The 21,628-nt window shown below is 60.7% G+C and carries 26 protein-coding genes and 3 pseudogenes; 15 read left to right on the top strand and 14 right to left on the bottom strand.

The features are described from left to right. Positions 1 to 75: 75 nt before the first annotated feature. Positions 76 to 213 (bottom strand): annotated as a pseudogene (locus K3819_RS29495) (pyridoxal-5'-phosphate-dependent protein subunit beta); the annotation flags it as partial. 87 nt (positions 214 to 300) lie between these two features. Here K3819_RS29495 and K3819_RS18085 point away from each other — a divergent pair. Then, positions 301 to 960, top strand: coding sequence for an isoprenylcysteine carboxylmethyltransferase family protein (locus K3819_RS18085; protein WP_221397640.1), 660 nt, complete (start codon positions 301 to 303; stop codon positions 958 to 960). On the opposite strand, the gene K3819_RS18090 is transcribed toward K3819_RS18085, so the two are convergent. Further along, positions 954 to 1,622 carry an HAD family hydrolase gene (locus K3819_RS18090; RefSeq protein WP_221397641.1) on the bottom strand — a complete coding sequence of 223 codons (669 nt, stop codon included), beginning with the start codon at positions 1,620 to 1,622 and terminating at the stop codon, positions 954 to 956. The genes K3819_RS18085 and K3819_RS18090 overlap by 7 nt on opposite strands. Before the next feature lie 63 nt (positions 1,623 to 1,685). Continuing rightward, positions 1,686 to 2,099, bottom strand: coding sequence for a response regulator (locus tag K3819_RS18095; RefSeq protein ID WP_039767308.1), 414 nt, complete (start codon positions 2,097 to 2,099; stop codon positions 1,686 to 1,688). Between the two features lie 188 nt (positions 2,100 to 2,287). On the opposite strand from K3819_RS18095, the gene K3819_RS18100 reads away from it, so the two are divergent. Beyond that, complete coding sequence (locus tag K3819_RS18100; protein ID WP_085613229.1) at positions 2,288 to 3,229, top strand: class I SAM-dependent methyltransferase; 942 nt, start codon at positions 2,288 to 2,290, stop codon at positions 3,227 to 3,229. Between the two features lie 14 nt (positions 3,230 to 3,243). On the opposite strand, the gene K3819_RS18105 is transcribed toward K3819_RS18100, so the two are convergent. After that, positions 3,244 to 3,828 carry an NAD(P)H-dependent oxidoreductase gene (locus tag K3819_RS18105; protein ID WP_221397642.1) on the bottom strand — a complete coding sequence of 195 codons (585 nt, stop codon included), beginning with the start codon at positions 3,826 to 3,828 and terminating at the stop codon, positions 3,244 to 3,246. A 100-nt stretch (positions 3,829 to 3,928) separates the two neighbouring features. Between K3819_RS18105 and K3819_RS18110 the strand changes: the two genes are divergently transcribed. Continuing rightward, entirely contained in the window at positions 3,929 to 4,561 is a 633-nt protein-coding gene (locus K3819_RS18110) for a TetR/AcrR family transcriptional regulator (RefSeq protein ID WP_085613231.1), read from the top strand. 193 nt (positions 4,562 to 4,754) lie between these two features. On the opposite strand, the gene K3819_RS18115 is transcribed toward K3819_RS18110, so the two are convergent. Further along, positions 4,755 to 5,381 (bottom strand): TetR/AcrR family transcriptional regulator, encoded by a 627-nt coding sequence (locus tag K3819_RS18115; protein WP_221397643.1) that lies wholly within the window; start codon positions 5,379 to 5,381, stop codon positions 4,755 to 4,757. Positions 5,382 to 5,539: 158 nt separating this feature from the next. On the opposite strand from K3819_RS18115, the gene K3819_RS18120 reads away from it, so the two are divergent. Next, entirely contained in the window at positions 5,540 to 5,980 is a 441-nt protein-coding gene (locus K3819_RS18120; protein ID WP_085613233.1) for a hotdog fold domain-containing protein, read from the top strand. A 65-nt stretch (positions 5,981 to 6,045) separates the two neighbouring features. Here K3819_RS18120 and K3819_RS18125 read toward each other — a convergent pair whose 3' ends face one another. Continuing rightward, the gene (locus K3819_RS18125) at positions 6,046 to 6,732 is read right to left on the bottom strand and encodes a GNAT family N-acetyltransferase (RefSeq protein ID WP_085613234.1); all 687 of its coding nucleotides are present in this window, start codon (positions 6,730 to 6,732) and stop codon (positions 6,046 to 6,048) included. Positions 6,733 to 6,914: 182 nt separating this feature from the next. Here K3819_RS18125 and K3819_RS18130 point away from each other — a divergent pair, with 182 nt between their 5' ends. Beyond that, a complete protein-coding gene (locus K3819_RS18130) occupies positions 6,915 to 7,142 on the top strand; it encodes a YXWGXW repeat-containing protein (protein ID WP_039767335.1) in 228 nt (75 codons plus the stop codon). Positions 7,143 to 7,148: 6 nt separating this feature from the next. On the opposite strand, the gene K3819_RS18135 is transcribed toward K3819_RS18130, so the two are convergent. Together K3819_RS18135 and K3819_RS18140 are read right to left on the bottom strand one after the other, a co-directional pair. Beyond that, on the bottom strand, positions 7,149 to 7,706 hold the full coding sequence (locus K3819_RS18135) for a YceI family protein (RefSeq protein ID WP_221397644.1): 558 nt from the start codon (positions 7,704 to 7,706) through the stop codon (positions 7,149 to 7,151). Between the two features lie 86 nt (positions 7,707 to 7,792). Beyond that, a complete protein-coding gene (locus K3819_RS18140; RefSeq protein ID WP_221397645.1) occupies positions 7,793 to 9,148 on the bottom strand; it encodes an MATE family efflux transporter in 1,356 nt (451 codons plus the stop codon). Between the two features lie 146 nt (positions 9,149 to 9,294). Between K3819_RS18140 and K3819_RS18145 the strand changes: the two genes are divergently transcribed. The 6 genes and pseudogenes from K3819_RS18145 to K3819_RS29710 all read left to right on the top strand — a co-directional run. Next, positions 9,295 to 9,861, top strand: coding sequence for a chorismate mutase (locus tag K3819_RS18145; RefSeq protein WP_085613237.1), 567 nt, complete (start codon positions 9,295 to 9,297; stop codon positions 9,859 to 9,861). A gap of 126 nt (positions 9,862 to 9,987) precedes the next feature. Beyond that, positions 9,988 to 10,389, top strand: coding sequence for a hypothetical protein (locus K3819_RS18150; protein WP_221397646.1), 402 nt, complete (start codon positions 9,988 to 9,990; stop codon positions 10,387 to 10,389). Between the two features lie 113 nt (positions 10,390 to 10,502). After that, entirely contained in the window at positions 10,503 to 10,904 is a 402-nt protein-coding gene (locus tag K3819_RS18155; protein WP_085613239.1) for a hypothetical protein, read from the top strand. Between the two features lie 254 nt (positions 10,905 to 11,158). Continuing rightward, positions 11,159 to 11,311, top strand: coding sequence for a hypothetical protein (locus K3819_RS29705; RefSeq protein WP_409348307.1), 153 nt, complete (start codon positions 11,159 to 11,161; stop codon positions 11,309 to 11,311). A gap of 115 nt (positions 11,312 to 11,426) precedes the next feature. Beyond that, a pseudogene (locus K3819_RS29590) lies at positions 11,427 to 11,864 on the top strand (phage infection protein); the annotation flags it as partial. 57 nt (positions 11,865 to 11,921) lie between these two features. Beyond that, a pseudogene (locus K3819_RS29710) lies at positions 11,922 to 12,176 on the top strand (phage infection protein); the annotation flags it as partial. A gap of 75 nt (positions 12,177 to 12,251) precedes the next feature. Here K3819_RS29710 and K3819_RS18165 read toward each other — a convergent pair. Beyond that, the gene (locus tag K3819_RS18165) at positions 12,252 to 12,587 is read right to left on the bottom strand and encodes a hypothetical protein (protein WP_085667548.1); all 336 of its coding nucleotides are present in this window, start codon (positions 12,585 to 12,587) and stop codon (positions 12,252 to 12,254) included. A gap of 173 nt (positions 12,588 to 12,760) precedes the next feature. On the opposite strand from K3819_RS18165, the gene K3819_RS18170 reads away from it, so the two are divergent. Then, positions 12,761 to 14,440: a diguanylate cyclase gene (locus K3819_RS18170; RefSeq protein ID WP_221397647.1), complete on the top strand. Its 1,680-nt coding sequence runs from the start codon at positions 12,761 to 12,763 to the stop codon at positions 14,438 to 14,440. Beyond that, the gene (locus K3819_RS18175; protein WP_221397648.1) at positions 14,433 to 14,927 is read left to right on the top strand and encodes an HIT family protein; all 495 of its coding nucleotides are present in this window, start codon (positions 14,433 to 14,435) and stop codon (positions 14,925 to 14,927) included. The genes K3819_RS18170 and K3819_RS18175 overlap by 8 nt, the downstream gene beginning before the upstream one ends. Positions 14,928 to 14,933: 6 nt before the next feature. On the opposite strand, the gene K3819_RS18180 is transcribed toward K3819_RS18175, so the two are convergent. From K3819_RS18180 to K3819_RS18190, 3 genes are all read right to left on the bottom strand, one after another. Next, positions 14,934 to 15,629 carry a hypothetical protein gene (locus K3819_RS18180; protein ID WP_064597666.1) on the bottom strand — a complete coding sequence of 232 codons (696 nt, stop codon included), beginning with the start codon at positions 15,627 to 15,629 and terminating at the stop codon, positions 14,934 to 14,936. A gap of 196 nt (positions 15,630 to 15,825) precedes the next feature. Then, the gene (locus K3819_RS18185; RefSeq protein WP_221397649.1) at positions 15,826 to 16,212 is read right to left on the bottom strand and encodes a cytochrome c family protein; all 387 of its coding nucleotides are present in this window, start codon (positions 16,210 to 16,212) and stop codon (positions 15,826 to 15,828) included. Between the two features lie 55 nt (positions 16,213 to 16,267). Next, entirely contained in the window at positions 16,268 to 17,599 is a 1,332-nt protein-coding gene (locus K3819_RS18190; protein ID WP_221397650.1) for a PLP-dependent aminotransferase family protein, read from the bottom strand. Positions 17,600 to 17,688: 89 nt separating this feature from the next. Between K3819_RS18190 and K3819_RS18195 the strand changes: the two genes are divergently transcribed. Next, entirely contained in the window at positions 17,689 to 18,582 is an 894-nt protein-coding gene (locus K3819_RS18195; protein WP_221397651.1) for a DMT family transporter, read from the top strand. A gap of 3 nt (positions 18,583 to 18,585) precedes the next feature. Here K3819_RS18195 and K3819_RS18200 read toward each other — a convergent pair whose 3' ends face one another. Beyond that, positions 18,586 to 19,407, bottom strand: a complete 822-nt coding sequence (locus tag K3819_RS18200) for an AraC family transcriptional regulator (RefSeq protein ID WP_221397652.1) — start codon at positions 19,405 to 19,407, stop codon at positions 18,586 to 18,588. 134 nt (positions 19,408 to 19,541) lie between these two features. Here K3819_RS18200 and K3819_RS18205 point away from each other — a divergent pair, with 134 nt between their 5' ends. Next, the gene (locus tag K3819_RS18205; RefSeq protein WP_085613246.1) at positions 19,542 to 20,060 is read left to right on the top strand and encodes a carboxymuconolactone decarboxylase family protein; all 519 of its coding nucleotides are present in this window, start codon (positions 19,542 to 19,544) and stop codon (positions 20,058 to 20,060) included. A gap of 19 nt (positions 20,061 to 20,079) precedes the next feature. Here K3819_RS18205 and K3819_RS18210 read toward each other — a convergent pair whose 3' ends face one another. Further along, positions 20,080 to 21,525 (bottom strand): SulP family inorganic anion transporter, encoded by a 1,446-nt coding sequence (locus tag K3819_RS18210; RefSeq protein ID WP_221397653.1) that lies wholly within the window; start codon positions 21,523 to 21,525, stop codon positions 20,080 to 20,082. Positions 21,526 to 21,628: the final 103 nt, after the last annotated feature.

Genomic DNA, 21,628 nt, shown 5'->3' on the forward strand with positions numbered 1-21,628 from the left:
CCTAGGATAGACCTCTCTTGCGGGAATGGCGGTGATGCTGACTATTGGTCGAAGAGTAATAACCTCCACTTTCGCTCAAGCCCCCAACCGCGCCCACCCCTCCACCAATCGCGCACTGATACTCACCCCGCCACAAACAATGATCACCACATCCCGTGCCCCCGCCAGCGCCGGGAGGTCAAGATACGCCACCGCCAGTAAAAGCCCGCACGCCGTTGATCCGCCCTCCGCCGCTGCCAGCGGTTAAACGCCGGGGATCGTGCCGGGATCTACACTGAACGGAACAGCCGTGAGGTGCCTATGAAAATGTCTGCGCAAATGACCGTGGTCGCCGTGCTCGCCACCCTCGCCTATCTGGGCCTGGCGATGTGGGGCATCGGTGGCGTGGCGGTGTTTTTTTCTCACGGCGCATTGGTCGTGGTGGCCCTGGCCACGCTGGCCATGGTGGTGGCGTCGCTGTTCACGGAAGTGAATCTGAGCACCGGCGAGCGCGAGGACCGGGCCAATCGCTGGGTGATTCCGGCGTTCGCCGTAATCGGATTGGTCAGTGCCTTTCTGCCGGCTTACTGCGACCGCATCGGCTTTTGGACCATCGGCCGCGAAGGCACCCGTTGGCTGGGAGCCCTGCTTTTTATGGTCGGCGGTGGATTGCGTTTGTGGCCGGTGTTTGTGCTGGGCCATCGGTTCAGCGGGTTGGTGGCGATTCAGCCGGGGCACAGGTTGGTCACCGAAGGCATCTACCGGCATCTGCGCAACCCCAGTTATCTGGGGCTGGTGATCAATGCGATCGGCTGGGCACTGGCGTTTCGTTCGGTGGTCGGCTTGTTGCTGGCGGCGCTGACGCTGATCCCGCTGATCGCCCGCATCCACGCCGAAGAGGCCCTGCTGCGTGCGCAGTTCGGCGCCGAATACGACGCTTATTGCGCGCGCAGCTGGCGACTGGTGCCCGGGGTTTATTGAGGTTGCAGGCGCAGCTGGCCGTCGCTGTCGATGCTCAGCGCAATGTCGCGGTAACTGGCGATGGTCGCGTGGGTGGTTTCAAGCGGATGCTGGTGAGTGGTGGTGATGATCATCAACGGCGCACCGGCGGCTTCAGCGGCCTGGATGCCGACGGTGGCGTCTTCGAAAATCAGGCAGTCCGCCGGCTCCAGGCCCAGGCGTTTGGCCGCCAGTCGATAACCGGCCGGATCAGGCTTGCCTGCGCTCACGTCTTCAGCGGTGATCATCACCACCGGTTCAGGAATTCCCGCCGCCGCCATCCGCCGCAACGCCAGATCACGTGGCGCCGAGGTCACCATGGCCCAGCGATCCGCCGGCAACGACTTGAGAAACGCCGCAGCACCGGGAATCTCGACAATGCCTTCGACGTCTTCGATTTCCGCCGTGGTGATGAACGCCGCTTGCGCCTCGGCGTCCACGCCCGGCAGGTTCAAACGCGTGATGGTGTCGATGGCGCGCACGCCATGGATGGTCGGCAAGAACGTTTCGACGTTCACCCCGTGGCGCACGGCCCAGGCGGACCAGATCCGCTCGGCGGCGGCGATGGAGTTGAGGACGGTGCCGTCCATGTCGAACAGGAACGCGCCGAACGCGCGGTTGAAAATAGTCTCGTGAGCTGACAAAAGATCACTTCCTCGCAAGGGGCCGGGCAACGATGCCCGGCAATGTAGCACTTGCAGGACGCTTCAGTGCAGACGCGGCGCCCTGGATTTGAACGCACTGTCCACGCAATCGAGCAACTGGCCGATTGCCCAAGGCTTCTTGATGAACGCCACCGGATGTTTCACCCCTGAGGTTTCCGGCGTTTCATAACCGGACATGACCATCACCGGTTTGTCCGGCCAGCGATCGCCGACCAGATTGGCCAGGTCCGCGCCGTTAAGGGTGCCGGGCATGGTGATGTCGGTGAGCAGCAGTGCCACTTCCGGCGCGTGCTCTTCCAGGTATTGCGAGGCCGCATCGGCACTGGTCTGCGGCTCGACCTTGAAACCTTCCTCCTGAAGAATTTCGCAAAGAAACTCCAGAATCAACGGATCGTCCTCGACTACCAGAATCAATCCGCCAGGAAGGTGCGCGCTCGACGTCGAAATTGGACACATGAACTGGCACTCCCTGAATTGCATGAACGATTTAGCGGCTTGATTCCGCTACTTATCAGGTATGAGCAGCACCTTCTACAGAAATTCATTTTTGATACAGGTCTTTTCGATAACAGTGGGTCAAAGGGCACTCGCCGGCGGGTAATTGCGGTTAAAATGCGCGCCCTTTTGCTGGCCGATCCTGATTGATGAACCCTCAAGCCCTCGCCGTTCTCCATGCCCACCTGCTCACTGCGCTGACGTCGGCCCCGGCCGAAACCCGGCGTCTGTTCCATGGGCGCGGGCGTTGCTGGCCGGGGCTGGAGCAAGTCACTGTGGATTGGCTGCAGGGCGTGGTGCTGGTGTCCTTGTTCAAGGAGCCCGAGACTTCGCAGCTGGAAGACCTCAAGCGTCTGTTGCTGGAAATCACCGCTTCGGCGCCATGGCAGCAGTCCGGCGCCCACACTTTGTTGATCCAGCACCGTTACCTGCCGCAGAGCACCGCCGAATGGCTGTTGGGCGAAGAAATCGACGAGATGACCATCGTCGAGGGCGGGCTGAAATATCGGGTGGATCTGGGCCGCAAACAGAACGCCGGGCTGTTCCTCGACATGCGTTACGGGCGCAACTGGGTACGTGAACAGGCGGCGGGCAAACGGGTGCTGAACCTCTTCGCCTACACCTGCGGCTTCTCGGTGGCGGCCATCGAAGGTGGCGCCAGCCATGTGGTCAACCTCGACATGTCCCGCGCGGCCCTGAGCCGGGGCCGCGACAATCACCGGTTGAACGGGCATGACCTGAGCAAGGTGAGCTTCCTCGGCCACGACCTGTTCAAATCCTGGGGCAAGGTGATCAACAGCGGCCCGTACGATCTGGTGATCATCGACCCGCCGTCGTTCCAGAAAGGCAGCTTTCTGCTGACCAAGGATTACCAGCGTGTGCTGCGTCGTCTGCCGGAATTGCTGACGGCACAGGGCACGGTGCTGGCCTGCATGAACGATCCATCGTTCGGTTCCGACTTCCTGATCGACGGCGTGACCCAGGAAGCGCCGAGCCTGCGCTTCGAGCAACGGCTGGAAAATCCGCCGGAGTTTCCCGACGTCGATCCTGAAAGTGGTCTGAAGGCGCTAGTCTTCAAGCGCACTGAATAACTTCCTCGCCGGTTTCAGCGGAACAGTCCGAGGCCCATTTCGCGCGCCGCCTGCAGCTGCACCGCAGGATCGCTCGACTCGGACTCCAGCAATAATGTCGATCCCGCCACCGTCGCCCCGCAATAATCGAAAATGCCGTGATCGATCTGCGCTTTCATCGCCGTGTCGTAGCCGTGGCGCTCGTAGGTGCCTGCATCCGCCCCGCCCAGTGCGACCATGTGCACACGCAGTCGTCCGAGTTTTTTCAGGGTCTTATCACCGTCGAAATCGTACGCCCAACCGTTGCTGAACACCCGATCGATCCAGCCTTTGAGCATTGCCGGCATCGACCACCAAAACACCGGATAGACCAGCACCAGCGCGTCGGCGCGTTCAATGCGGGCCTGCTCGGCCAGCACGTCCGCCGGTGGCGCGGATTCGCGGTGATGCACCGCCCAGTCAGCCACGCCGAAGCGCGGGTCGAATTCTTCGGCGTGCAGGTCGGCGATTTCGAAGGTGTTGGAGGGATCGCTTTCCGACAGGCCTTTGGCAATCTGTTGCGCCAACGCGCGTGTCAGCGAACGTGGATCATCGTGGTCTACAACAATCAATGCGTGCATGGGGAAATCTCCGGTTGGTGATTGCTGACCAAGGGCTTATCCTTTCGATAAGCTACGATTGGTAAGTTACCATCAGTAAGTTACGTTTGGTATATAAGCAATGTCAACCACTGAAATCCCCGAACCCGCACAACCCCGTCGCCGCCTGTCCCGGGAAGATCGCCAGCGCCAGTTGCTCGACATGGCCTGGCAGCTGATTCGCGAGGAAGGCACCGATGCCCTGACTCTCGGCTACCTGGCGGAAAAAGCCGGCGTGACCAAACCGGTGGTCTATGACCACTTCACCACCCGCGCCGGTCTGCTCGCGGCGCTGTACCAGGATTTCGACCGGCGCCAGACGGCGCTGATGGACGCGGCGCTGGCCAATGCCGAAGCGACCTTGAATGGCATCGCGACGGTGATTGCCACGGCGTATGTCGATTGCGTGCTGACCCAGGGCAACGAGATTCCGGGGGTGATTGCGGCCCTGGCGAGCACGCCGGAACTGGAGAGGATCAAGCGCGAATACGAGGCGATTTTCCTGGAGAAGTGCCGCAACGTGCTGTCGCCTTTCGCTGAAGGCGCAGAGATCGGACAGGCAGGATTACGCGCCATGCTCGGCGCCGCTGAAGCGCTGTCGCAAGCGGCAGCCACCGACGAAATCAGCGCAGTACAGGCCCGTGACGAGCTATTGGCAACCATCATTGCGATGGTCGAAAGAGCCGCCGCCCGCGCCGCCAAAGCAGGTGACTGACGGTACTTGAGCCCGCCCTCCCGGCTTCCTACGATGAAGCTACGCAGCTTCTTGGTCCGCCAAGCCGTTGCGTAGGTGCGGGTGCTCTGAACCCCAATCAAGCCTGCACCTGGCTTCATGCGCATCTTGAGCCTCGCGGGCTCTACTTCCTCCCCATCAAAGAGTCTTGAGGCTCTTTTTTTGTCTCGGAAAATCAGTGTTCGGGGTCGCGTCGTATCGAACGCCACGCGGCCTGAGCCAGCAATTCACGATGAGCCTTCGGACTGCCCTGCACTCGCCCGGACAACCACGCGCGGCAATAGCTGTCGGCCTGACCGACGATCAGCGACGGCAACAGTTCGGCCGGGCATTGGTTGAGTTCATCTGCGCGCCCGGACTCGCCCAGCCAGGTACGCAGCCCCAGGTTGCGGGTCTTGTTGCGCTCGGCCAGTTCATCCTTGTGCGGCCCCCGGGTCACGGCATAACGCGCGTGATACTGGAACCGCGCCCACTCCGGCTGGTTCTCGACCCAATCCACATAGCTGTAGACCAGCGCCTGCACGCCCTCTTCGGTCGTCGTCGCGTCGGCCAGATAGGCGTCGCGCAGGCGCGCCTGGTCCTCCAGCGCAGTGAAGAACAGCGCGGCCACCAGCCCTTCCTTGTTGCCGAAGTGGTGGTAGATCGCCCCGACACTGGTGTCACACTCGGCACGGATCATTTCGATGGTGGTGGCCTCGATGCCCTGCTCGTTGAACAGGCGCAGGGCCTTGCGAAAGATGTCGCGCTTGAGTTCGGCGCGGCGGCCGGGGTAGCTGCGTTCGAGTAGATCTGCGGTGTCCATGGGCCTTGAAAATCCGGGTAAAGGGCACGTCCGTGCCGGTGATCCAAACGCGCACAGGTTGACAGATTTCCCGCGAACAGAATACCGTTCCGTTACAGAACAATATTCTGTTACGGAACATGATTCTGTAAATCCCCTAACCGCGAGGCTCCCCCCCCATGAGTCAGTTTCTCAGCATGTTCAACAGTGTCGGTTCCCAGGCGTTCAGCCAGATGGCCTGCCAGGTCGCGCCGTACTTCAGCACCATCAACCCGCTGGTGACCGAATTGCGGGCAGGTTCGGCGCAGGTGCAGGTGCCGTTTCGCCGCGAGATCACCAACCACCTCGGCACCGTGCACGCCATCGCGCTGTGCAACGCCGCTGAACTGGCGGCCGGGATGATGACCGACGTGTCGATTCCCGCCGGCGCGCGCTGGATTCCCAAAGGCATGACCGTCGAATACCTGGCCAAGGCCAAGACCGACGTGACCGCCGTGGCCAATGGCGAAGCGCTGGACTGGCAGACCGAAGGCGACAAGATCGTGCCGGTGGATGTCCACGACGCCGAAGGCAAGAAAGTGTTCACGGCGCGCATCACCATGAACGTGAAACTGGCCTGAAATCACCGGCACAAAAAAACCCTTGCTGCGCTAAGCGCAACAAGGGCTTTTTGTCGCTGCCCGGATCAGTGAACGGTCAGGCGCTGACGAACAAATTCTTCGGTGCGGCGGGTGACCTGATCCAGATGCCGGTCGCGCTGTTTCTCGGCATCGAGCATCGCGCGCTTGCCGTGCTTTTGCAGAAGGTAGGTGTGGATTTGCTGCACTTCCAGCGAACGGTAGATCGGTGTCGTGTCGATAAAACCGCGCAACCCGTTGCTGCGGTAATGCCGAGTGCTCATCAGCACCTGCGTTTCGAGCTGGCCCAGCACCTCGAAACCCAGCGCTTCGAAATACGGCACCTTGCCGACGCTGCAGGTCAGTTCGGCATGGGGGTAACGCGCCACCATATCCGCGATCAACGAACGGGCCACACCCTGACGCCGATGCCCCTCGCGCACCGCCAGATAGGCCACGTTGCACGCCTCCCAATCACCCTGCACCGGCAGGTACAACAGGAAGCCGATCACCTGCTCCGGATCATCGTCGTCGGTGGCCACCAGCAGTTCCACTTCGGTGCCCTTCTCGCCGTTCAACGCCTCCAGGTACAGATGAACCTCGTAGCCGACCGCGTACTGATAAACGTTGTACAGCAGATTGCTCGGGCCCAGCCCTACAGCGCTGATGTCGGTGAGATAGTCGACCACCATCTGCAGGATCTGGCTGTTGACGCCTTCGGGGCATGGGGATTTGTAGTGGGTGATGCGGGGCATGGCGGGCGGACTCCAACGGTAAAACACAGGTTGCCGGGCGAGTTGAGCGACCGGCGAACCGCGACATCATACCTTGTGCACGCCTGACAAAAATTTCATCTGCCCGAGAACGGATCTTTCGCCGATTTGGCGTCCAATTTTTCAGCTGCGTTCATTCCCGACGCACGCCTTGAGGAGTTGCCATGAACGTTCTGCGTTCCGCGAAAACCATCAAATCCTTGCTCGCTGCCGCGCTGGTAGCGATCACCCTCTCGGGCTGTGTCGTCGAACCGGTTCGCCCGCATCGGCCACCACCGATCGTTGAGGTGGTTCCGGTCATGCCTGCGCCGGGTTATCACTGGGTCGCCGGGCATTACCGCTGGGCCGGCAACCAATGGCGCTGGATGCCAGGGCATTGGCGAGCGTACTGAGGCCGGTCACTGCGCGGGGGCAACGACCTTGAACCTGATGTCGATGTCCTTGGAAACCACGGTGTCCGCCCACTCCCCTGCACCGAGCCCGAACTGGTCGCGCTTGAGCACCAGTTCGCCGTCAAAAATGCCGATGCTGCTGTCGGGTTTGAGTTGCACCGGCACCTGCACCTCACGGGTGATGCCTTTGAGCGTGAGATGGCCGTTAACCAGATAACGGTTGTCGCCGGCCGGGCTGAAGCGGGTCGATTCGAACACAGCCACCGGGAATTTCTCGGTGTCGAACCATGCCGGTTTCACCAGCTCGGTGTTGGCGTCCTCACTGCCGGCGTCGATGCTGGTCAGGTCGATGTGCAGCGTGGTGCGGGCATTGGCGAGATTGTCGCTGTCGAAATCCAGCGTCGCATCGAACTTGCCGAACGTGCCGTACATCCGCGAGCCCATCTGGTTGTAGGTGAAACTGATCTGACTGGCGGTGGTATTGACGCGGGTGTACTCCACCGCCTGCACAGCAGGGACGACAATCAGGCAACACGCGGCAGCCAATAACAATCGAATCGACATGGAATGCTCCGGCGCCCGATGGGGCTCGAATGACTTAAGCAAACATCCGGCACTTGCGCCAGCCCCGCCAAGGCCCACCCGGCCCGTCACACCAATCGCTCGATCTTCTGATGCTGCCAGATCCGTTTGTAATACAGCGTCTGCAGCACCAGCATCCCCAGATAGGCAATCGGAAACGCCATCCACACACCCTGCAGACCGAACTGCCCGTCCAGCCAGTAGGCCGCCGGCAACTGCACACCGAGCACACAGATGATCGCCACACCCACCGGCACCAGCACCGTGCCGCTGGCGCGCATGATGCCGCCGATGATCGCCTGGAAACCGAAGATCAACAGGCTCCACAACATGATGTGCAACAGGTGTTCGGCCATTGCCCGGGTCGAGTCTTCGGTCAGGAACAGCCCCAGCAACCAGTGCGACAACAGGTAACCCGCCAGGATCAAGCCACCGGTCAGGCACACGTTGATCCAAAGCCCGGTGCGCAGGATCGGCCCCATTCGCTCCAACCGCCCGGCACCGATCGCCTGGGCGCCGAGGATCGACGCGGTGATCGCAATCGACAGCGCCGGGAACTGCACGTAGTTGACGATCTGCGTCACCGCACCATAGGCCGCCGTCGCCTGCGAGCCGTGCTGGTTGACCAGCGCCAGAATCACCAGCTCCGACAGCGACAGAACAATCATCTGCACCCCGGTCGGCAGGCCGATACGCAACACCTTGCCGAGAATTGCGCCGTCCAGTCGCAGCGCCGCGAAGAACTCACGATCCGGCGCCAGTGGATGACCCTTGCGGATCAGGCTCCATGACAGCCACGCCATCGACGCCAGCGTACCGGCCAGACCTGCAACCGCCGCGCTCTGGATGCCCAGTTGCGGCAAGCCGATCCAGCCGCGAATGAACGCCGGAGTCAGCGCCAGCCCGACAACGGTCGACAGCAGCAGCGCCAACATCGGCGACAGTGTGTCGCTCACCCCGCGCAACAACTGGGTGAACAGCACGTACACCAGCACAAACGGCAAGGTCCACATCATCACCCGGGCATAGGCCACCGCATCGTCCAGCACATCCGCCGGCGTGCCCAAGCCCTGCAAGGCCTGACGCGCAAACACACTGCCCAGCACCGCCGCCACCAGCCCGATCAATACCCCAAGCAACAGCGTCGCCCCGGCAATCGCCTTGACCATGTGCGACTCACGCGCGCCCCACGCCTGACCGATCAACACCCCTGCCCCGGCGCCCAGGCCGATGACCAGCGCGATAAAGAAAAAAATGATCGGAAACATCCCCGACACCGCCGCCAGCGCCTGCGTACCAAGCATCTGGCCGATGTAGATGCTGTTGACCGTGCCCGACATCGATTGCAGGAAGTTCGACAGCACCATCGGGGCCAGGAACAGCAGGTAGGTTTTCCAGAGGGGGGATTGAGCGGGGGTTTGCATTGAGGTCCGTCTCGGGTGGGAGCTGATGACAGAGTCTAAGGTATGCGATGCCGTTCAGGTCGTACCGGTTTGCATTAAAACTTCGTAATCTGCACCTCGACCAATGTGCATAGCCTCCCCATCACGACAGGAAGTGAATCCCCCCCATGCGCCGTTCCCCATTTCTGCTGAGTTGCACCTTATTGACTGTTTTGACGACGACTGCCCACGCCGCTGCCGCCCCCTCGCCCGAGGTGGTGCAAGGATTGGTGAACACGTTGAACGAACGCCTGAACATCGGCGACCTCGTTGCCCTGACCAAATGGGACAGTGGCAAGCCGATCCAGGACAGTCCCCGTGAGGCGCAGGTGATCGACAACGCCCGCAAGTTGGCCGCCGAACGCAAGCTCGACCCGGAAGACGTCGCGCAGTTGATTGCCGCACAGATGGAGGCCAACAAACTGGTGCAGTACGGTTTGCTCGCACAATGGCAAGCGGCCGGTGCCGCGCCGGACACGCCGCGCCCGGATCTGGGCAAGCAGATTCGCCCGCGTCTGGATGAGTTGCAAACCCGTCTGCTGCAGCAATACGCCGACTTCACACCCTACCGTCACGACCCGAACTGCCCGGCGTGGTTGGCCAAGGCGCGCACCGGTCTGACCCGCGATGCGCTGCATGATCTGGCCCTGACCCGCGCCACCGGAGAGCTGTGCATTCGACCGCTAGCGCCCTAGAACAAGGGTCTTGGCATTCATTGCTGGCGTCGATAGTCACCATCAGTTCAATGAAGTTCTCATAAAAAATCCGCGGCGTAACATCGGCTCCATACCCAACAAACAACACCCCTGGAGCACACGATCATGAAACGCCAAATCCTTCTCGGCATCGCTTTCTCGGTTCTTGCAGTCAACGCTTTTGCAGCCAAACCCGCCCACACCATGATCGCCGAAGGCGGTTCGGATCGGTTGATTGAAAGTCGTTTAGCTGAGGGTGGTTCGGATCGTTTGATCGAACGCCGTGTTGCCGAAGGTGGCGCTGATCGTCTGATCGAACGCCGCGTTGCTGAAGGTGGTTCGGATCGTCTGATCGAACGTCGCGTTGCCGAAGGTGGCGCTGATCGTCTGATCGAACGCCGCGTGGCTGAAGGTGGTTCGGATCGTCTGATCGAACGTCGTGTTGCTGAAGGTGGCGCTGATCGACTGATCGAACGCCGCGTTGCTGAAGGTGGCGCTGATCGCCTGATCGAACGCCGCGTTGCATAAGTAAGCAGCGCATAAAGATAAGCCCGGCCTGATCAGCCGGGCTTTTCTTTGCGCGCGCTTTTTGCGTTTGCTGGGTAAGCTCTTAGCCCGACGCTGCGAATTTCAGGTTTCCCGTGGACATTGAACGACTACTGAAGAAAAAACAGCTCAACGTGCAGGAGCAAAACGCAGTCGTTGCGCATCGTTTGATGCTTTGCGCCAGTGAATGGCGCAAACAGGGTGTACCTGTCGCCCTGGCCCGATACGGAGAATCCCAAGGCATCGACTGGTCGTCGTCCATCGTGCTGGAACTGGAAATCGACTTTCCCGGCATGCCTCGCCTGTTCGGACTTTTGCTGGATCAAAACGAATGTTTCATCGCATTTGAAATCGATACGGACGCCTCCCATGAACACATTGAATCCGTGGATCGCTGGGAGGACGTCTCGTCGATGCAAAATACTTCGACATCTAATCCGGGCACAGGTAAAGGCTTTGCCTCGATCGCGCTGGACGTGAAGCGTCAGCTTGTTTGATCGCTCTTTGCGCAACGCTCACTCTTCGGCGTCTTGAAGTCGTCACTGGTTGAGTATCTACGCCTCATCAAAAGGAGCACTCATTGAACATGGGCCCGAAAACCGAAACGCTGATCAAGGTACTGAATGAGTTAATCAGTGTTCTGGAAAGCGACGGAGAAGCGCACTGGAGCGCGTGGATGCGAAAAGCTCGCGCACGATTGCTGGACTCCGATTATTCCGGAATCACGTAGCTGCTCTCGGCCTATGGCGGGATGGGGTCCTTCAATGATGTCGTGCTCGGACAAACCAGTATCAACGGTGCATTTGCCTGGAAGCGCGGCTATGGCGAACTGAATGCAAAATTTGCCGAACTCCGTGAGCAAGCCTACGGGCTGGCCAATGAAATCAGGCACATGCAGCGATAACGGCATTCATTGCTGGCGTCGATAGTCACCATCAGCTCAATGAAGTTCTCATAAAAAATCCGCGGCGTAACATCGGCTCCATACCCAACAAACAACACCCCTGGAGCACACGATCATGAAACGCCAAATCCTTCTCGGCATCGCTTTCTCGGTTCTTGCAGTCAACGCTTTTGCAGCCAAACCCGCCCACACCATGATCGCCGAAGGCGGTTCGGATCGGTTGATTGAAAGTCGAGTGGCTGAGGGTGGTTCGGATCGTTTGATCGAACGCCGTGTTGCCGAAGGTGGCGCTGATCGTCTGATCGAACGCCGCGTTGCTGAAGGTGGCGCTGATCGCCTGATCGAACGTCGCGTCGCTGAAGGTGGCGCTGATCGCCTGATCGAACGTCGCGTTGCTGAAGGTGGCGCTGATCGCCTGATCGAACGTCGCGTTGCCGAAGGTGGCGCTGATCGCCTGATCGAACGTCGCGTTGCCGAAGGTGGCGCTGATCGCCTGATCGAACGTCGCGTTGCCGAAGGTGGCGCTGATCGCCTGATCGAACGCCGCGTTGCTGAAGGTGGCGCTGATCGCCTGATCGAACGTCGCGTCGCTGAAGGTGGCGCTGATCGCCTGATCGAACGCCGTGTTGCCGAAGGTGGCGCTGATCGTCTGATCGAACGCCGCGTTGCTGAAGGTGGCGCTGATCGCCTGATCGAACGTCGCGTCGCTGAAGGTGGCGCTGATCGCCTGATCGAACGTCGCGTTGCTGAAGGTGGCGCTGATCGCCTGATCGAACGTCGCGTTGCCGAAGGTGGCGCTGATCGCCTGATCGAACGTCGCGTCGCTGAAGGGGGTTCGGATCGTCTGCTGGAACGCCGCGTCGCCTGAATCAAACGCTCTACCGCTGTACAAACAAAAAGCCCGGCCTGATCAGCCGGGCTTTTTCACATCCACCGCCGCTTACTGAACGGTTTTCAGCTTGACCACATCACCGGAGACCTTGGTGGTGTAGCCGCTCAGGACCCATGCCCAGAACCAGTTTTCCTGAATCTGAGTATTGATCATGGCGTCGCCGCCCTTGGCCTTGATCGCGGCATCCTGTGCACGGACGAAACGGCTGTTCTGCCGGATCGGGATCACGCCGAACAGCATCAGGCCGGTGGCAGTGGCTTCGCTGTGGCCAATCACGGTGTATTGGCTGCTGTCGTAATGTCTGGTGTTCATCGGGGTGCCGGTGCAACCTGCCAGAACCACACCGAACAGTGCGGCGGCGACTACTTTGCTGAGGTATTTCACTGCAAGACTCCATGGGTAAACGCCCGGGATCCGTCTCTCGGGCGGCGCACACTTTACCGAACGAAGTGGCTCATTGATATCAACCTCGGCAGATTTTCATTAAACGCCTTGCTGGCAGCCCGTCCGCGATGTCGCATACCATGGCGCCACTTCAATAAAAACAGACTTCGCCCATGCTCAAAGCCAGCCTGCGTAGCCACCTGACTCTCTGGTTTGCCGGTTTGTCCCTGCTGACGCTGTTGAGCGTTGGCTTCTATGTCGGCCACATCGCCACCGAACAAATGAAACAGGCCAGCGGCAATGCCCTGTTGAGCACCGCACGATCGGCCGCAGCATTGCTGGGTGAGCAATTGCGTGAGCGACAACTGGAGGTTTATCTGCTCAGTCGCGCGCCGCATCTGGAGCGTGGTGATCTGGATAACCCGGCGATCCTCAAATCGATGCAGCTGCGCACCCAGGCCCGCGCCGAATATGCGTGGATGGGCATCGCCGACGCCAACGGTCAGGTGCATCAGGCCGTCAACGGATTGCTGGTGGGCCAGTCTGTCCAACAGCGTCCGTGGTTCCAGGCGGGTTTGCGCGGTGAATACACCGGCGACCCACACGAAGCCGTGTTGCTGGCAAAAATGTTGCCGGCGCTGGCGAATGGCGAACCGCTGCGCTTCATCGATTTCGCCGCGCCGATTCACAATGCCGACGGCCAGGTGATCGGCGTGCTCGGCGCCCACGCGCACTGGAGTTGGGTGACGCGCATCGTCGAATCGGCGGCGCTTTCGCACAAAGGCGTCGCGCCGGACATCGAGGCATTGATCGTCGATCACGACGGCAAAGTGCTGTATCCGGAAGCGCTGGTTGGCCAGCAACTGGCAGCGAACAATCCCGACTCGCCGGGCTGGACCGTCGGCGACGGTTACCTGACCAGTGCGGTGACGGTGCCGACGCCCTTGAGCACCGCGTTATCCTGGTCGATTGCCGTGCGCCAGCCGTTGGACACCGCGCTGCAACCGGCGCGCCTGCTGCTCTATAAATTGTTGCTGCTGGGGGTGATGGCTGCGGTGGTGTTTGCACTGGTCGCCTACTATCTGGCGCTGTACCTGAGTCGCCCGATCGAGCAATTGGCACGCTCGGCTCAACAGGTGCAGAACAATCAGCCGGGGACGCGCTTTCAGTTGCAGCACCCGGTACGGGAAATCGCCCAGCTCGGCCAGTCCATCGACACGATGACCCAATCGCTGCTGGCCAAAGAGCGCGAGTTGCAGGAAGCCAACGCTTCGCTGGAAGCCACGGTTGCACAACGTACTGCTGCCCTCACCCAGGCCAATGCCGAACTGCTGAGTCTGGCGACTCATGATGGGTTGACCGGCGCGTTCAACCGTCGCCGGTTTGACGAAAAGCTCACCGAGTACAGTCTTTTGTTTCGCCGTACCGGACGGCCGTTTGCGTTGTTGCTGATCGACGTCGATCATTTCAAACGCATCAACGATACCCACGGCCACGCGGTCGGAGATGACGTGCTGCGACAACTGGCACAACTCATACAGATCAGCACCCGGGCCACCGATTTTGTCGCACGTTATGGCGGTGAGGAGTTTGCCGTGCTGCTGCCGGAAATCGCCAAACCGGACACCCCGGAAGTGGTCGCCGAGAAGATCCGGACCACCATTGCCGAAACGACATTTCCGCTGGTCGGGCTCGTTACCGTAAGCATTGGTGTCGGCCTGGCCGACCCGGCCGACAACTCCCCGACAGCACTGATCAAACGTGCCGACCAGCGGTTGTACAAGGCAAAAGCGGCAGGTCGCAATCAAGTGGCCTGCCAGGCTTCGCTCATCGAGGTGAGCGAAAATGGCTGATGCGCACTCGATCCCGCCACGATTCATCCTCCACGAAACCGAACACTGGATACTCAATCACCACATGGCTTCGTCCCTGCCCGGCTATCTGATGCTGGGATCGCGCCAGGGCGCTCACTCGCTGGCCGACCTGCCGGAGGCGGCATTGGCGGAACTTGGCATTCTGCTCGCCAGAGTGCAGAAGACGCTGGAGCAACAACTGCAACCCAAATGGCTGTACATCAGCCGCTTCGGTCATGAGCCCGGTTATCCCATCCACTTTCATTTCATCCCGGTGTACGACTGGGTGGAAACGTTGTTCTGGAAAGACGAGCGTTATCGGGCATTACAGGTATTCGGCAGTCTGGAGAGTGCGCAGACTGCCACCGATGGCGCCGAGTTGACGTTGTTTATCTGGCGAGAGTTTGGCGAAAGCCCGACACCCCCTGCGATTCAGGGGGCGTCGATCAAAGATGTGACTGCGCGATTGAGACTGGCGCTGAAGTAAACCGCTTTATTGCTTCATATCTTTGACCAGTTCAGCCATCAGCAGATCAGACACATGGGTAAATGCCTTGCGCAGGACTTCCGGATCTTTCGCGTATTGCTCCGGTAGATAGGCAAGGTTGTTGGCATCATTGAATACCGTGATCGTTTCAAAGTTTCGCCAGACCGCCGAACCCTTGCGCTTGATCTGGGCGTTGGCGCCGATCACCGGATACAGCACCTCGCTGAAGTTTTTGAGGCACAGCCCCCACTGTCCGACCATGATTTCGATTTCGGCGTCGGCCTGCTCGCCTTCTCCGACTATTGTGAACAGCCGCTCCTGCTGAACCCGGTCAACGAAACTCTGGCGGACCAGTTTGGCCAGGTCGATATCATTGGCCTTCATGTTGTTGAGGATTGCCCGGGAAATATCCCCCGTCAGCACATCACCATTTTTTGTCCCCTCCACGGACCCCGCGCCTGCCAATGCATTGACTTGTGTCGTCGATGCACCGGCCGCCATCCCAGTGGCCGCCCCGGCACCGGCACCCAGTCCCGCGCTCCAGGCTTGAGTCATGCTGGTGTATTTGAAGTTATCGACGGCAACAAATACCGGTAGCAGCTTCAGTGTCTTGATCTGTTGACGATCTTCGACACTAAAGTTCTTGGTGACGCATCCACATAACAGCAAGAGTGCGCCAATAACAACGAGCAATTTTTTCATGGTGGGGAAAGTTCGAGGGATTGGACATCAGACTTATCGCCCGCACTCGTCAATCCTTGAACCTGGCATGACTCATTGCCACCGAAAAGTTGGGTCGGGTGCAAGGCTTAGGCATAGCCGTTCTTTTCGTAAGGCGCGCTCTTGGAATACCGTCGTCACGCGGGAACTTGCATTGCGCAGCTCCCGCACAGACGCTTCATTGCAGAGAAAAGGTCTGAAGATACGCCAACAAATTATCAATCTTCTCCTCGTCACTCAGTCCCCAAAAGATCATCCGCGTCCCCGGCACCACGCCCTTCGGATCCTTCAGATACTTCGTCAGCGTTTCACGATCCCAGGTCAGGCCGGAGTTTTTCATGGCGTCGGAGTACACGTAATTCGCCGACGTCCCCGCCGGGCGGCCGATGATGCCGTTGAGTTCCGGACCGAATCCCGGCCGGGCAGATTCGCCGACTTGATGACAACCGCCGCACAGGCGCGGGAAGATTTTTGCGCCGGCCTCGGCGTCACCGGCAGCCAGTGTCGGCGTGCAGAACAGGCCAGCGTTGAGGATCAGGGCGAAAGTCAGTGCAGCGTTTTTCATCAGGGATTTCCAGGTCTTCGGCGGCGCCAAGGGTAATCCTGCGCGGTCACTTGCGCTACAGGTAGGCGCCCACGACCTGGCGGACTTTGAGCAAGGCTTGACGCAGGGCAAGCATGTCCACCGATCCCAACGCCAGACGAATCGCGTGGGGCACATGGGCGGACACGGTGAAGGGCTCGGCGGTGGTGACGGAAACCTGTTCGTGCATCAACTCGACCACGATGTGGTCGGCCCGAATATCTTCCGGCAGCGGCAGCCAAAGAAAATACGAAGAGGGATGGCCGACAGTCGGCAGTCCTTCGAGAATCTGCGCGGCCAGGGCTTGCCGGGCCTGGGCGTCGCTGCGTTTTTGTGCTTCGAGCAAATTGACGGTGCCGTCGTCGAGCCAGCCGCAGGCGATGGCGGTCATCACGCCGGGGGTGTTCCAGGTGGTCGCGCGGATGATCCGCTCCAGCGCCGCCACCCGCTCGACCGGCGCGGCGATGAAGCCGACCCGCAGGCCGGTGGCGATGTTTTTCGACAGACCCGAGACATAGACCGTGCGTTCCGGTGCCAGAACCGCCAACGGGGGTGGCGGGTTATCGACCAGAAACGCGTAGGCCGCATCTTCGATGATCGTCAGATCATGTCGGCGGGCAATCGCGATCAAATCCTCACGTTGTTCCAGAAGCATCACCCAGCCCAGTGGATTGTGCAGGGTCGGCATGCTGTACACCGCACGCACCGGTCGTTGGCGGCAGAGTTTGTCGAGGGCCGCCAGATCGGGGCCCTGCTCATTGACGGGAATCGAGACCACTTCAAGGTGCAGCGCTTCGGCCAGCACTTTGAATCCCGAATAGGTCAAGGCGTCGGCGGCGATCACATCGCCGGGCTTGAACAGCGCCATCAACGTGACTGCCAGCCCTTGCTGCGCGCCGTTGACGATCAGCACCTGCTCGGCCTCGACACTCAAACCGCGTGTTTGCAGGTGCCGCGCCACCGAGGCCCGTTCATGCTGGCGACCGGCGTGGGGCTGATAGCGCAGCAGCGCTTCAAGGTCGCCGGACAATGCCAGTTGCCGCAACGCAGTGCGCAACAACTCGGCCTGCCCCGGCAATGACGGGTAGTTGAAGTTCAGATCGATCATGCCCACCGCGACGTCTTTCTGGTCGATGCCCTGCCCCGGCAACAACGACGTTTCCCGCACGAACGTGCCGCGCCCGGCTTCGCCGCTGACCAGGCCCATGGCCTCGAGCTCGGCGTATACGCGCGAGGCCGTGACCAGCGCCAGCCCTTCACTGGCTGCCAATTGCCGGTGAGTCGGCAAACGCGTGCCGGGCAACAGGCGACCAGCGCGGATGTCGGCGGCATAGGTGTCGACGAGGGTCTTGTAGCGGGAGCGCGGCATGTCGGCTTGTATCCATGACAATTTTTTGATTGTGCTGATTCTCAGCCCTAGGATCGATCCAACGCAACCCACCTCCGAGCGCCACATCCATGGAACGAACCACCCACCTCGGCACCCCGGCCCTGGAAAAAACCAGCGGCTGGATCAATGGCCTCATCGGCGTCGTGATTTTCAGCGGCTCGCTGCCCGCCACGCGGTTGGCGGTGCTGGAGTTCGACCCGGTGTTTCTCACCGTCATCCGCGCGACCATCGCCGGCGCCCTGGCGTTGTGTCTGTTGTGGCTGCTTCGCGAACGGCGTCCGGCGCGGGATCAGTGGTTCTCGTTGTTGATCGTGGCGCTGGGCGTGGTCGTGGGTTTCCCGCTGTTGACGGCCTTGGCGCTGCAATACGTGACGTCGGCGCATTCGATTGTGTTTGTAGGATTGCTACCACTGGCGACGGCGATTTTTGGTGTGTTGCGCGGTGGCGAACGTCCAAGTCCGGTGTTCTGGATTTTTTCGGTGCTGGGCAGCTCGCTGGTGGTCGGTTTTGCGATCTCACAAGTCCTGACCGCCTCGCCCACCGGTGATCTATTGATGCTGGCGGCGATTCTCGCCTGCGGCCTCGGTTATGCCGAAGGCGCCAAACTGTCGCGCACCCTCGGCGGCTGGCAGGTGATCTGTTGGGCACTGGTGTTGTCGTTGCCGGTGATGGCTGTGCTGAGTGTGTGGCTGGCGCCCGCCTCGTTCAGCGGTATAAGCCTGTCGGCGTGGGTGTGCCTGGCTTACGTTTCGCTGTTCAGCATGCTGATCGGCTTCGTATTCTGGTATCGCGGGCTGGCTCAGGGCGGGATTGCGGCGGTCGGACAGCTGCAATTGCTACAACCGTTTTTTGGCCTGGCACTGGCCGCGACCTTGCTCCATGAGCATGTCAGCGTGGGCATGCTGGTGGTTACGCTGGGGGTGATCCTGTGCGTGGCCGGGGCGAAGAAATTCGCCAGATAGTCTTCAACTCGCGCCAGCCTTCCATTCCCGCGGGCTGAGCCCGGTCTTGCGTCGAAACGCCCGGGCCAGCGCCGAAGGACTTTCATAACCGACTTCTTCGGCAATCAGGGCGATCGGTCGTCCCTCGCGCAGGCGTTTCTGCGCGAGGCTGATCCGCCAGTTCACCAGATAATCCACCGGCGTCTGCCCCACCACCCGCCGGAAGTGGTCGGCGAAACCGGCGCGGGACAGGTTGGCGGCGCTCGCCAGTTCGGCGACGCTCCAGGCCTTGGCCGGTTGGTCGTGCATCAGGTTCAAGGCTCGGGAAATCTTCGGATCGGCCAGCCCCGCCATCATGCCGGGCTGCTGGTTGCGACTGCTGATGAGGTGGCGCAGCAGCAGAATCACCAGCAACTCGAACAGCCGGTCCATCACCGCTTCGCGCCCGCAATGGCCGTCGAAAGCTTCCTTGAACAGCCACTCCAGGGTGTTGGTCATTTCCGGCAGGTCGGCGAGTTTCAGCACCAGATAATCCGGCAGCGCTGCCGCCAAAGCATTGCCCGCGCCGCCGTCGAAGGTCAGCGAAGCACACACCAGTTGCGTGCCCATGCCTTCATCGGCGAACAAGCGATGGGCCATGGGGCGGGGAAAAAAGATCAGGGTCGGTTCGTTGAGCGAGACTTCAGGATCATTGCCCGGTTTGAGCAATAACTCCCCCGCCTGCAACAGGTGCACATGCCCGCACACCTGATCGCCGCCGTAGGCGCTCAACCCGCAGAACGTGCCGCTGTGAAAGGTGCCGGCATTGACGCCGAAATGGCTGAGCAACGTAGAAAGGCGATCCATGACTGATTCTCGCAAGGACAGGTTTGGACGATCTGTCGCATATCCTCGACGATTTGCACCCAAAGCACCAGCCGCGCTCAATAACATGACCTCCATCCCCGGCGCACTTCGCACCGGACTTTCGGAGAATCACCATGAGCCGCATCGCCCCTCTCAGCCTCGAAACCGCCACGGACGCCACTCGCCCAGTGCTTGAAGGCGTGCAGAAAAAAATCGGTTTCCTGCCCAACCTGTTCAAGACCCTGGCCGTCGCACCTGTCGCGCTGGATGCCTACGTGCAAATCTCGGCAACCCTGGGCAAGACATCCCTGAGTGCCAAGGAAAAAGAGGCGGTGTACCTGGCCACCTCGCAAGTCAACGGTTGCGACTATTGCCTGGCAGCGCACACCCTGTTCGCCAGCAAGGCCGGGCTGGCAGCAGAAGAAATCATCGAAGCGCGTCATGGCCGGCTCAATGCCTTCGCCACCCTCGCCCAACAACTGACCGAGACTCGTGGTCATCTGAGCGATGAACAGATTGCCGCCGCCCGCGCTGCCGGCATCGACGACAAGAAGATCATCGAAGTGATCGCCCTCGTCGCTGTGCAAACCCTCACTAACTACCTGAACAACGCGGCGCTGACCGACATCGATTTCCCGGCAATCGATGCCTGACCAGTGACCGGGGTCGATCTCAGTCGTGATCGACCCCGGCGCGTTTCAGCAATTTCTTGCAGCGCTCGGACAGGTGAAACACCTGCAACTGCTTGCCCGCCTTGGCGTAGCGTTCGCGAAGGGTTTTCAGCGCAGCGATGGCCGAGTAATCGACAAAGCTCAGGTGCCGACAATCCAGCGTCACCCGTTGCGGATCGCTGGCCGGGTCGAACTGATTGAGAAACGGCGTGGTCGAGGCAAAAAACAGCGTGCCGTGCAGGCGATAGAGTTTGCTGCCGTCCGCTTCCAGATGCTCATCGGCGTACAGCTCGCGCGCTTGCTGCCAGGCAAAATTCAGTGCGGCGATGATGATCCCGCACAGCACGGCCGTGGCCAGATCGGTAAACACCGTGATGGTCGTTACCGCGATGATCACCAGCACATCGTTGAGCGGCACTTTGTTCAGCACCCGCAACGAAGCCCAGGCAAACGTCTGCTGCGACACCACGAACATCACCCCCACCAGCGCCGCCAGCGGAATCCGCTCGATCAGCGGCGACAGAAACAGAATGAACAGCAGAATCAACACACCCGCCACTACGCCGGACAAACGCCCGCGCCCGCCGGAACTGAGGTTGATCACGGTCTGGCCGATCATCGCGCAACCGCCCATGCCGCCGAATGCACCGGAGACCACGTTTGCCGCGCCCAGCGCCACGCATTCGCGATCCGGGTAGCCACGGGTTTCGGTGATTTCGTCGGTGAGGTTGAGGGTCAGCAGGGTTTCCAGCAAACCGACCAGTGCCATCAGAATCGCGTAGGGCGCGATGATGCGCAGGGTGTCCAGCGTCCACGGGATGTCCGGCAGCGCGAACGTCGGCAGGCCGCCGGCGATGTGCGCCATGTCGCCGAGGGTGCGGGTCGGCAGGCCAAGCAGATAAACCAGCAAGCCGACGCCGAGGATCGCCACCAGTGCCGGCGGCACCGCGCGGGTCAGGCGCGGTAGGATGTAGACGATGGCCATGGTCAGCAGCACCAGCCCGGTCATCACGTACAACGGCGTGCCGCTGAGCCACTGTTCACCGCTCTTGAAATGCTCCAGTTGCGCCAGCGCGATGATGATCGCCAGGCCGTTGACGAACCCCAGCATCACCGGGTGCGGCACCATGCGCACCAGTTTGCCCAGCCGCAACAGCCCGAACGCCATCATGATCAAGCCGCCGAGCAACACCGTCGCCAACAGGTACTGCACGCCGTGCTGCACCACCAGCGCGACGATCACCACCGCCATCGAACCCGCCGCCCCGGAGACCATGCCCGGCCGGCCACCGAACAGCGCGGTCAGCGTGCAAATGATGAAGGCGCCGTACAGGCCCATCAGCGGATTGAGGTGAGCCACCAGCGCAAATGCAATGCATTCGGGCAACAGGGCAAACGAGGTGGTGAGTCCGGCCAGGACATCGGCGCGCAGACGAATCGGTTTCATGGCTTACCTGACAGAGTGGCCGACGGGCGCGGCCGCATGCATTGGCGCAAAAGAGCGCCGAGGAAAAAGAGGGTTGCGGATGTTACGCAAATGCACCGGCGTG

Source organism: Pseudomonas sp. 3-2 (assembly GCF_019710535.1).
Classification (GTDB): Bacteria; Pseudomonadota; Gammaproteobacteria; order Pseudomonadales; family Pseudomonadaceae; genus Aquipseudomonas; species Aquipseudomonas pharyngis.

Excerpts from the sequence above, each read along its gene's own strand:
- K3819_RS18205 (WP_085613246.1), top strand. The coding sequence starts at position 19,542 with ATGAGCCGCATCGCCCCTCTCAGCCTCGAAACCGCCACGGACGCCACT.
- K3819_RS18180 (WP_064597666.1), bottom strand. The coding sequence starts at position 15,629 with ATGAAAAAATTGCTCGTTGTTATTGGCGCACTCTTGCTGTTATGTGGA.
- K3819_RS18135 (WP_221397644.1), bottom strand. The coding sequence starts at position 7,706 with ATGTCGATTCGATTGTTATTGGCTGCCGCGTGTTGCCTGATTGTCGTC.
- K3819_RS18110 (WP_085613231.1), top strand. The coding sequence starts at position 3,929 with ATGTCAACCACTGAAATCCCCGAACCCGCACAACCCCGTCGCCGCCTG.
- K3819_RS18150 (WP_221397646.1), top strand. The coding sequence starts at position 9,988 with ATGAAACGCCAAATCCTTCTCGGCATCGCTTTCTCGGTTCTTGCAGTC.
- K3819_RS18185 (WP_221397649.1), bottom strand. The coding sequence starts at position 16,212 with ATGAAAAACGCTGCACTGACTTTCGCCCTGATCCTCAACGCTGGCCTG.
- K3819_RS18095 (WP_039767308.1), bottom strand. The coding sequence starts at position 2,099 with ATGTGTCCAATTTCGACGTCGAGCGCGCACCTTCCTGGCGGATTGATT.
- K3819_RS18100 (WP_085613229.1), top strand. The coding sequence starts at position 2,288 with ATGAACCCTCAAGCCCTCGCCGTTCTCCATGCCCACCTGCTCACTGCG.
- K3819_RS18115 (WP_221397643.1), bottom strand. The coding sequence starts at position 5,381 with ATGGACACCGCAGATCTACTCGAACGCAGCTACCCCGGCCGCCGCGCC.
- K3819_RS18190 (WP_221397650.1), bottom strand. The coding sequence starts at position 17,599 with ATGCCGCGCTCCCGCTACAAGACCCTCGTCGACACCTATGCCGCCGAC.
- K3819_RS18195 (WP_221397651.1), top strand. The coding sequence starts at position 17,689 with ATGGAACGAACCACCCACCTCGGCACCCCGGCCCTGGAAAAAACCAGC.
- K3819_RS29705 (WP_409348307.1), top strand. The coding sequence starts at position 11,159 with ATGGGGTCCTTCAATGATGTCGTGCTCGGACAAACCAGTATCAACGGT.
- K3819_RS18125 (WP_085613234.1), bottom strand. The coding sequence starts at position 6,732 with ATGCCCCGCATCACCCACTACAAATCCCCATGCCCCGAAGGCGTCAAC.
- K3819_RS18140 (WP_221397645.1), bottom strand. The coding sequence starts at position 9,148 with ATGCAAACCCCCGCTCAATCCCCCCTCTGGAAAACCTACCTGCTGTTC.
- K3819_RS18130 (WP_039767335.1), top strand. The coding sequence starts at position 6,915 with ATGAACGTTCTGCGTTCCGCGAAAACCATCAAATCCTTGCTCGCTGCC.
- K3819_RS18175 (WP_221397648.1), top strand. The coding sequence starts at position 14,433 with ATGGCTGATGCGCACTCGATCCCGCCACGATTCATCCTCCACGAAACC.
- K3819_RS18085 (WP_221397640.1), top strand. The coding sequence starts at position 301 with ATGAAAATGTCTGCGCAAATGACCGTGGTCGCCGTGCTCGCCACCCTC.
- K3819_RS18200 (WP_221397652.1), bottom strand. The coding sequence starts at position 19,407 with ATGGATCGCCTTTCTACGTTGCTCAGCCATTTCGGCGTCAATGCCGGC.
- K3819_RS18105 (WP_221397642.1), bottom strand. The coding sequence starts at position 3,828 with ATGCACGCATTGATTGTTGTAGACCACGATGATCCACGTTCGCTGACA.
- K3819_RS18170 (WP_221397647.1), top strand. The coding sequence starts at position 12,761 with ATGCTCAAAGCCAGCCTGCGTAGCCACCTGACTCTCTGGTTTGCCGGT.
- K3819_RS18210 (WP_221397653.1), bottom strand. The coding sequence starts at position 21,525 with ATGAAACCGATTCGTCTGCGCGCCGATGTCCTGGCCGGACTCACCACC.
- K3819_RS18145 (WP_085613237.1), top strand. The coding sequence starts at position 9,295 with ATGCGCCGTTCCCCATTTCTGCTGAGTTGCACCTTATTGACTGTTTTG.
- K3819_RS18120 (WP_085613233.1), top strand. The coding sequence starts at position 5,540 with ATGAGTCAGTTTCTCAGCATGTTCAACAGTGTCGGTTCCCAGGCGTTC.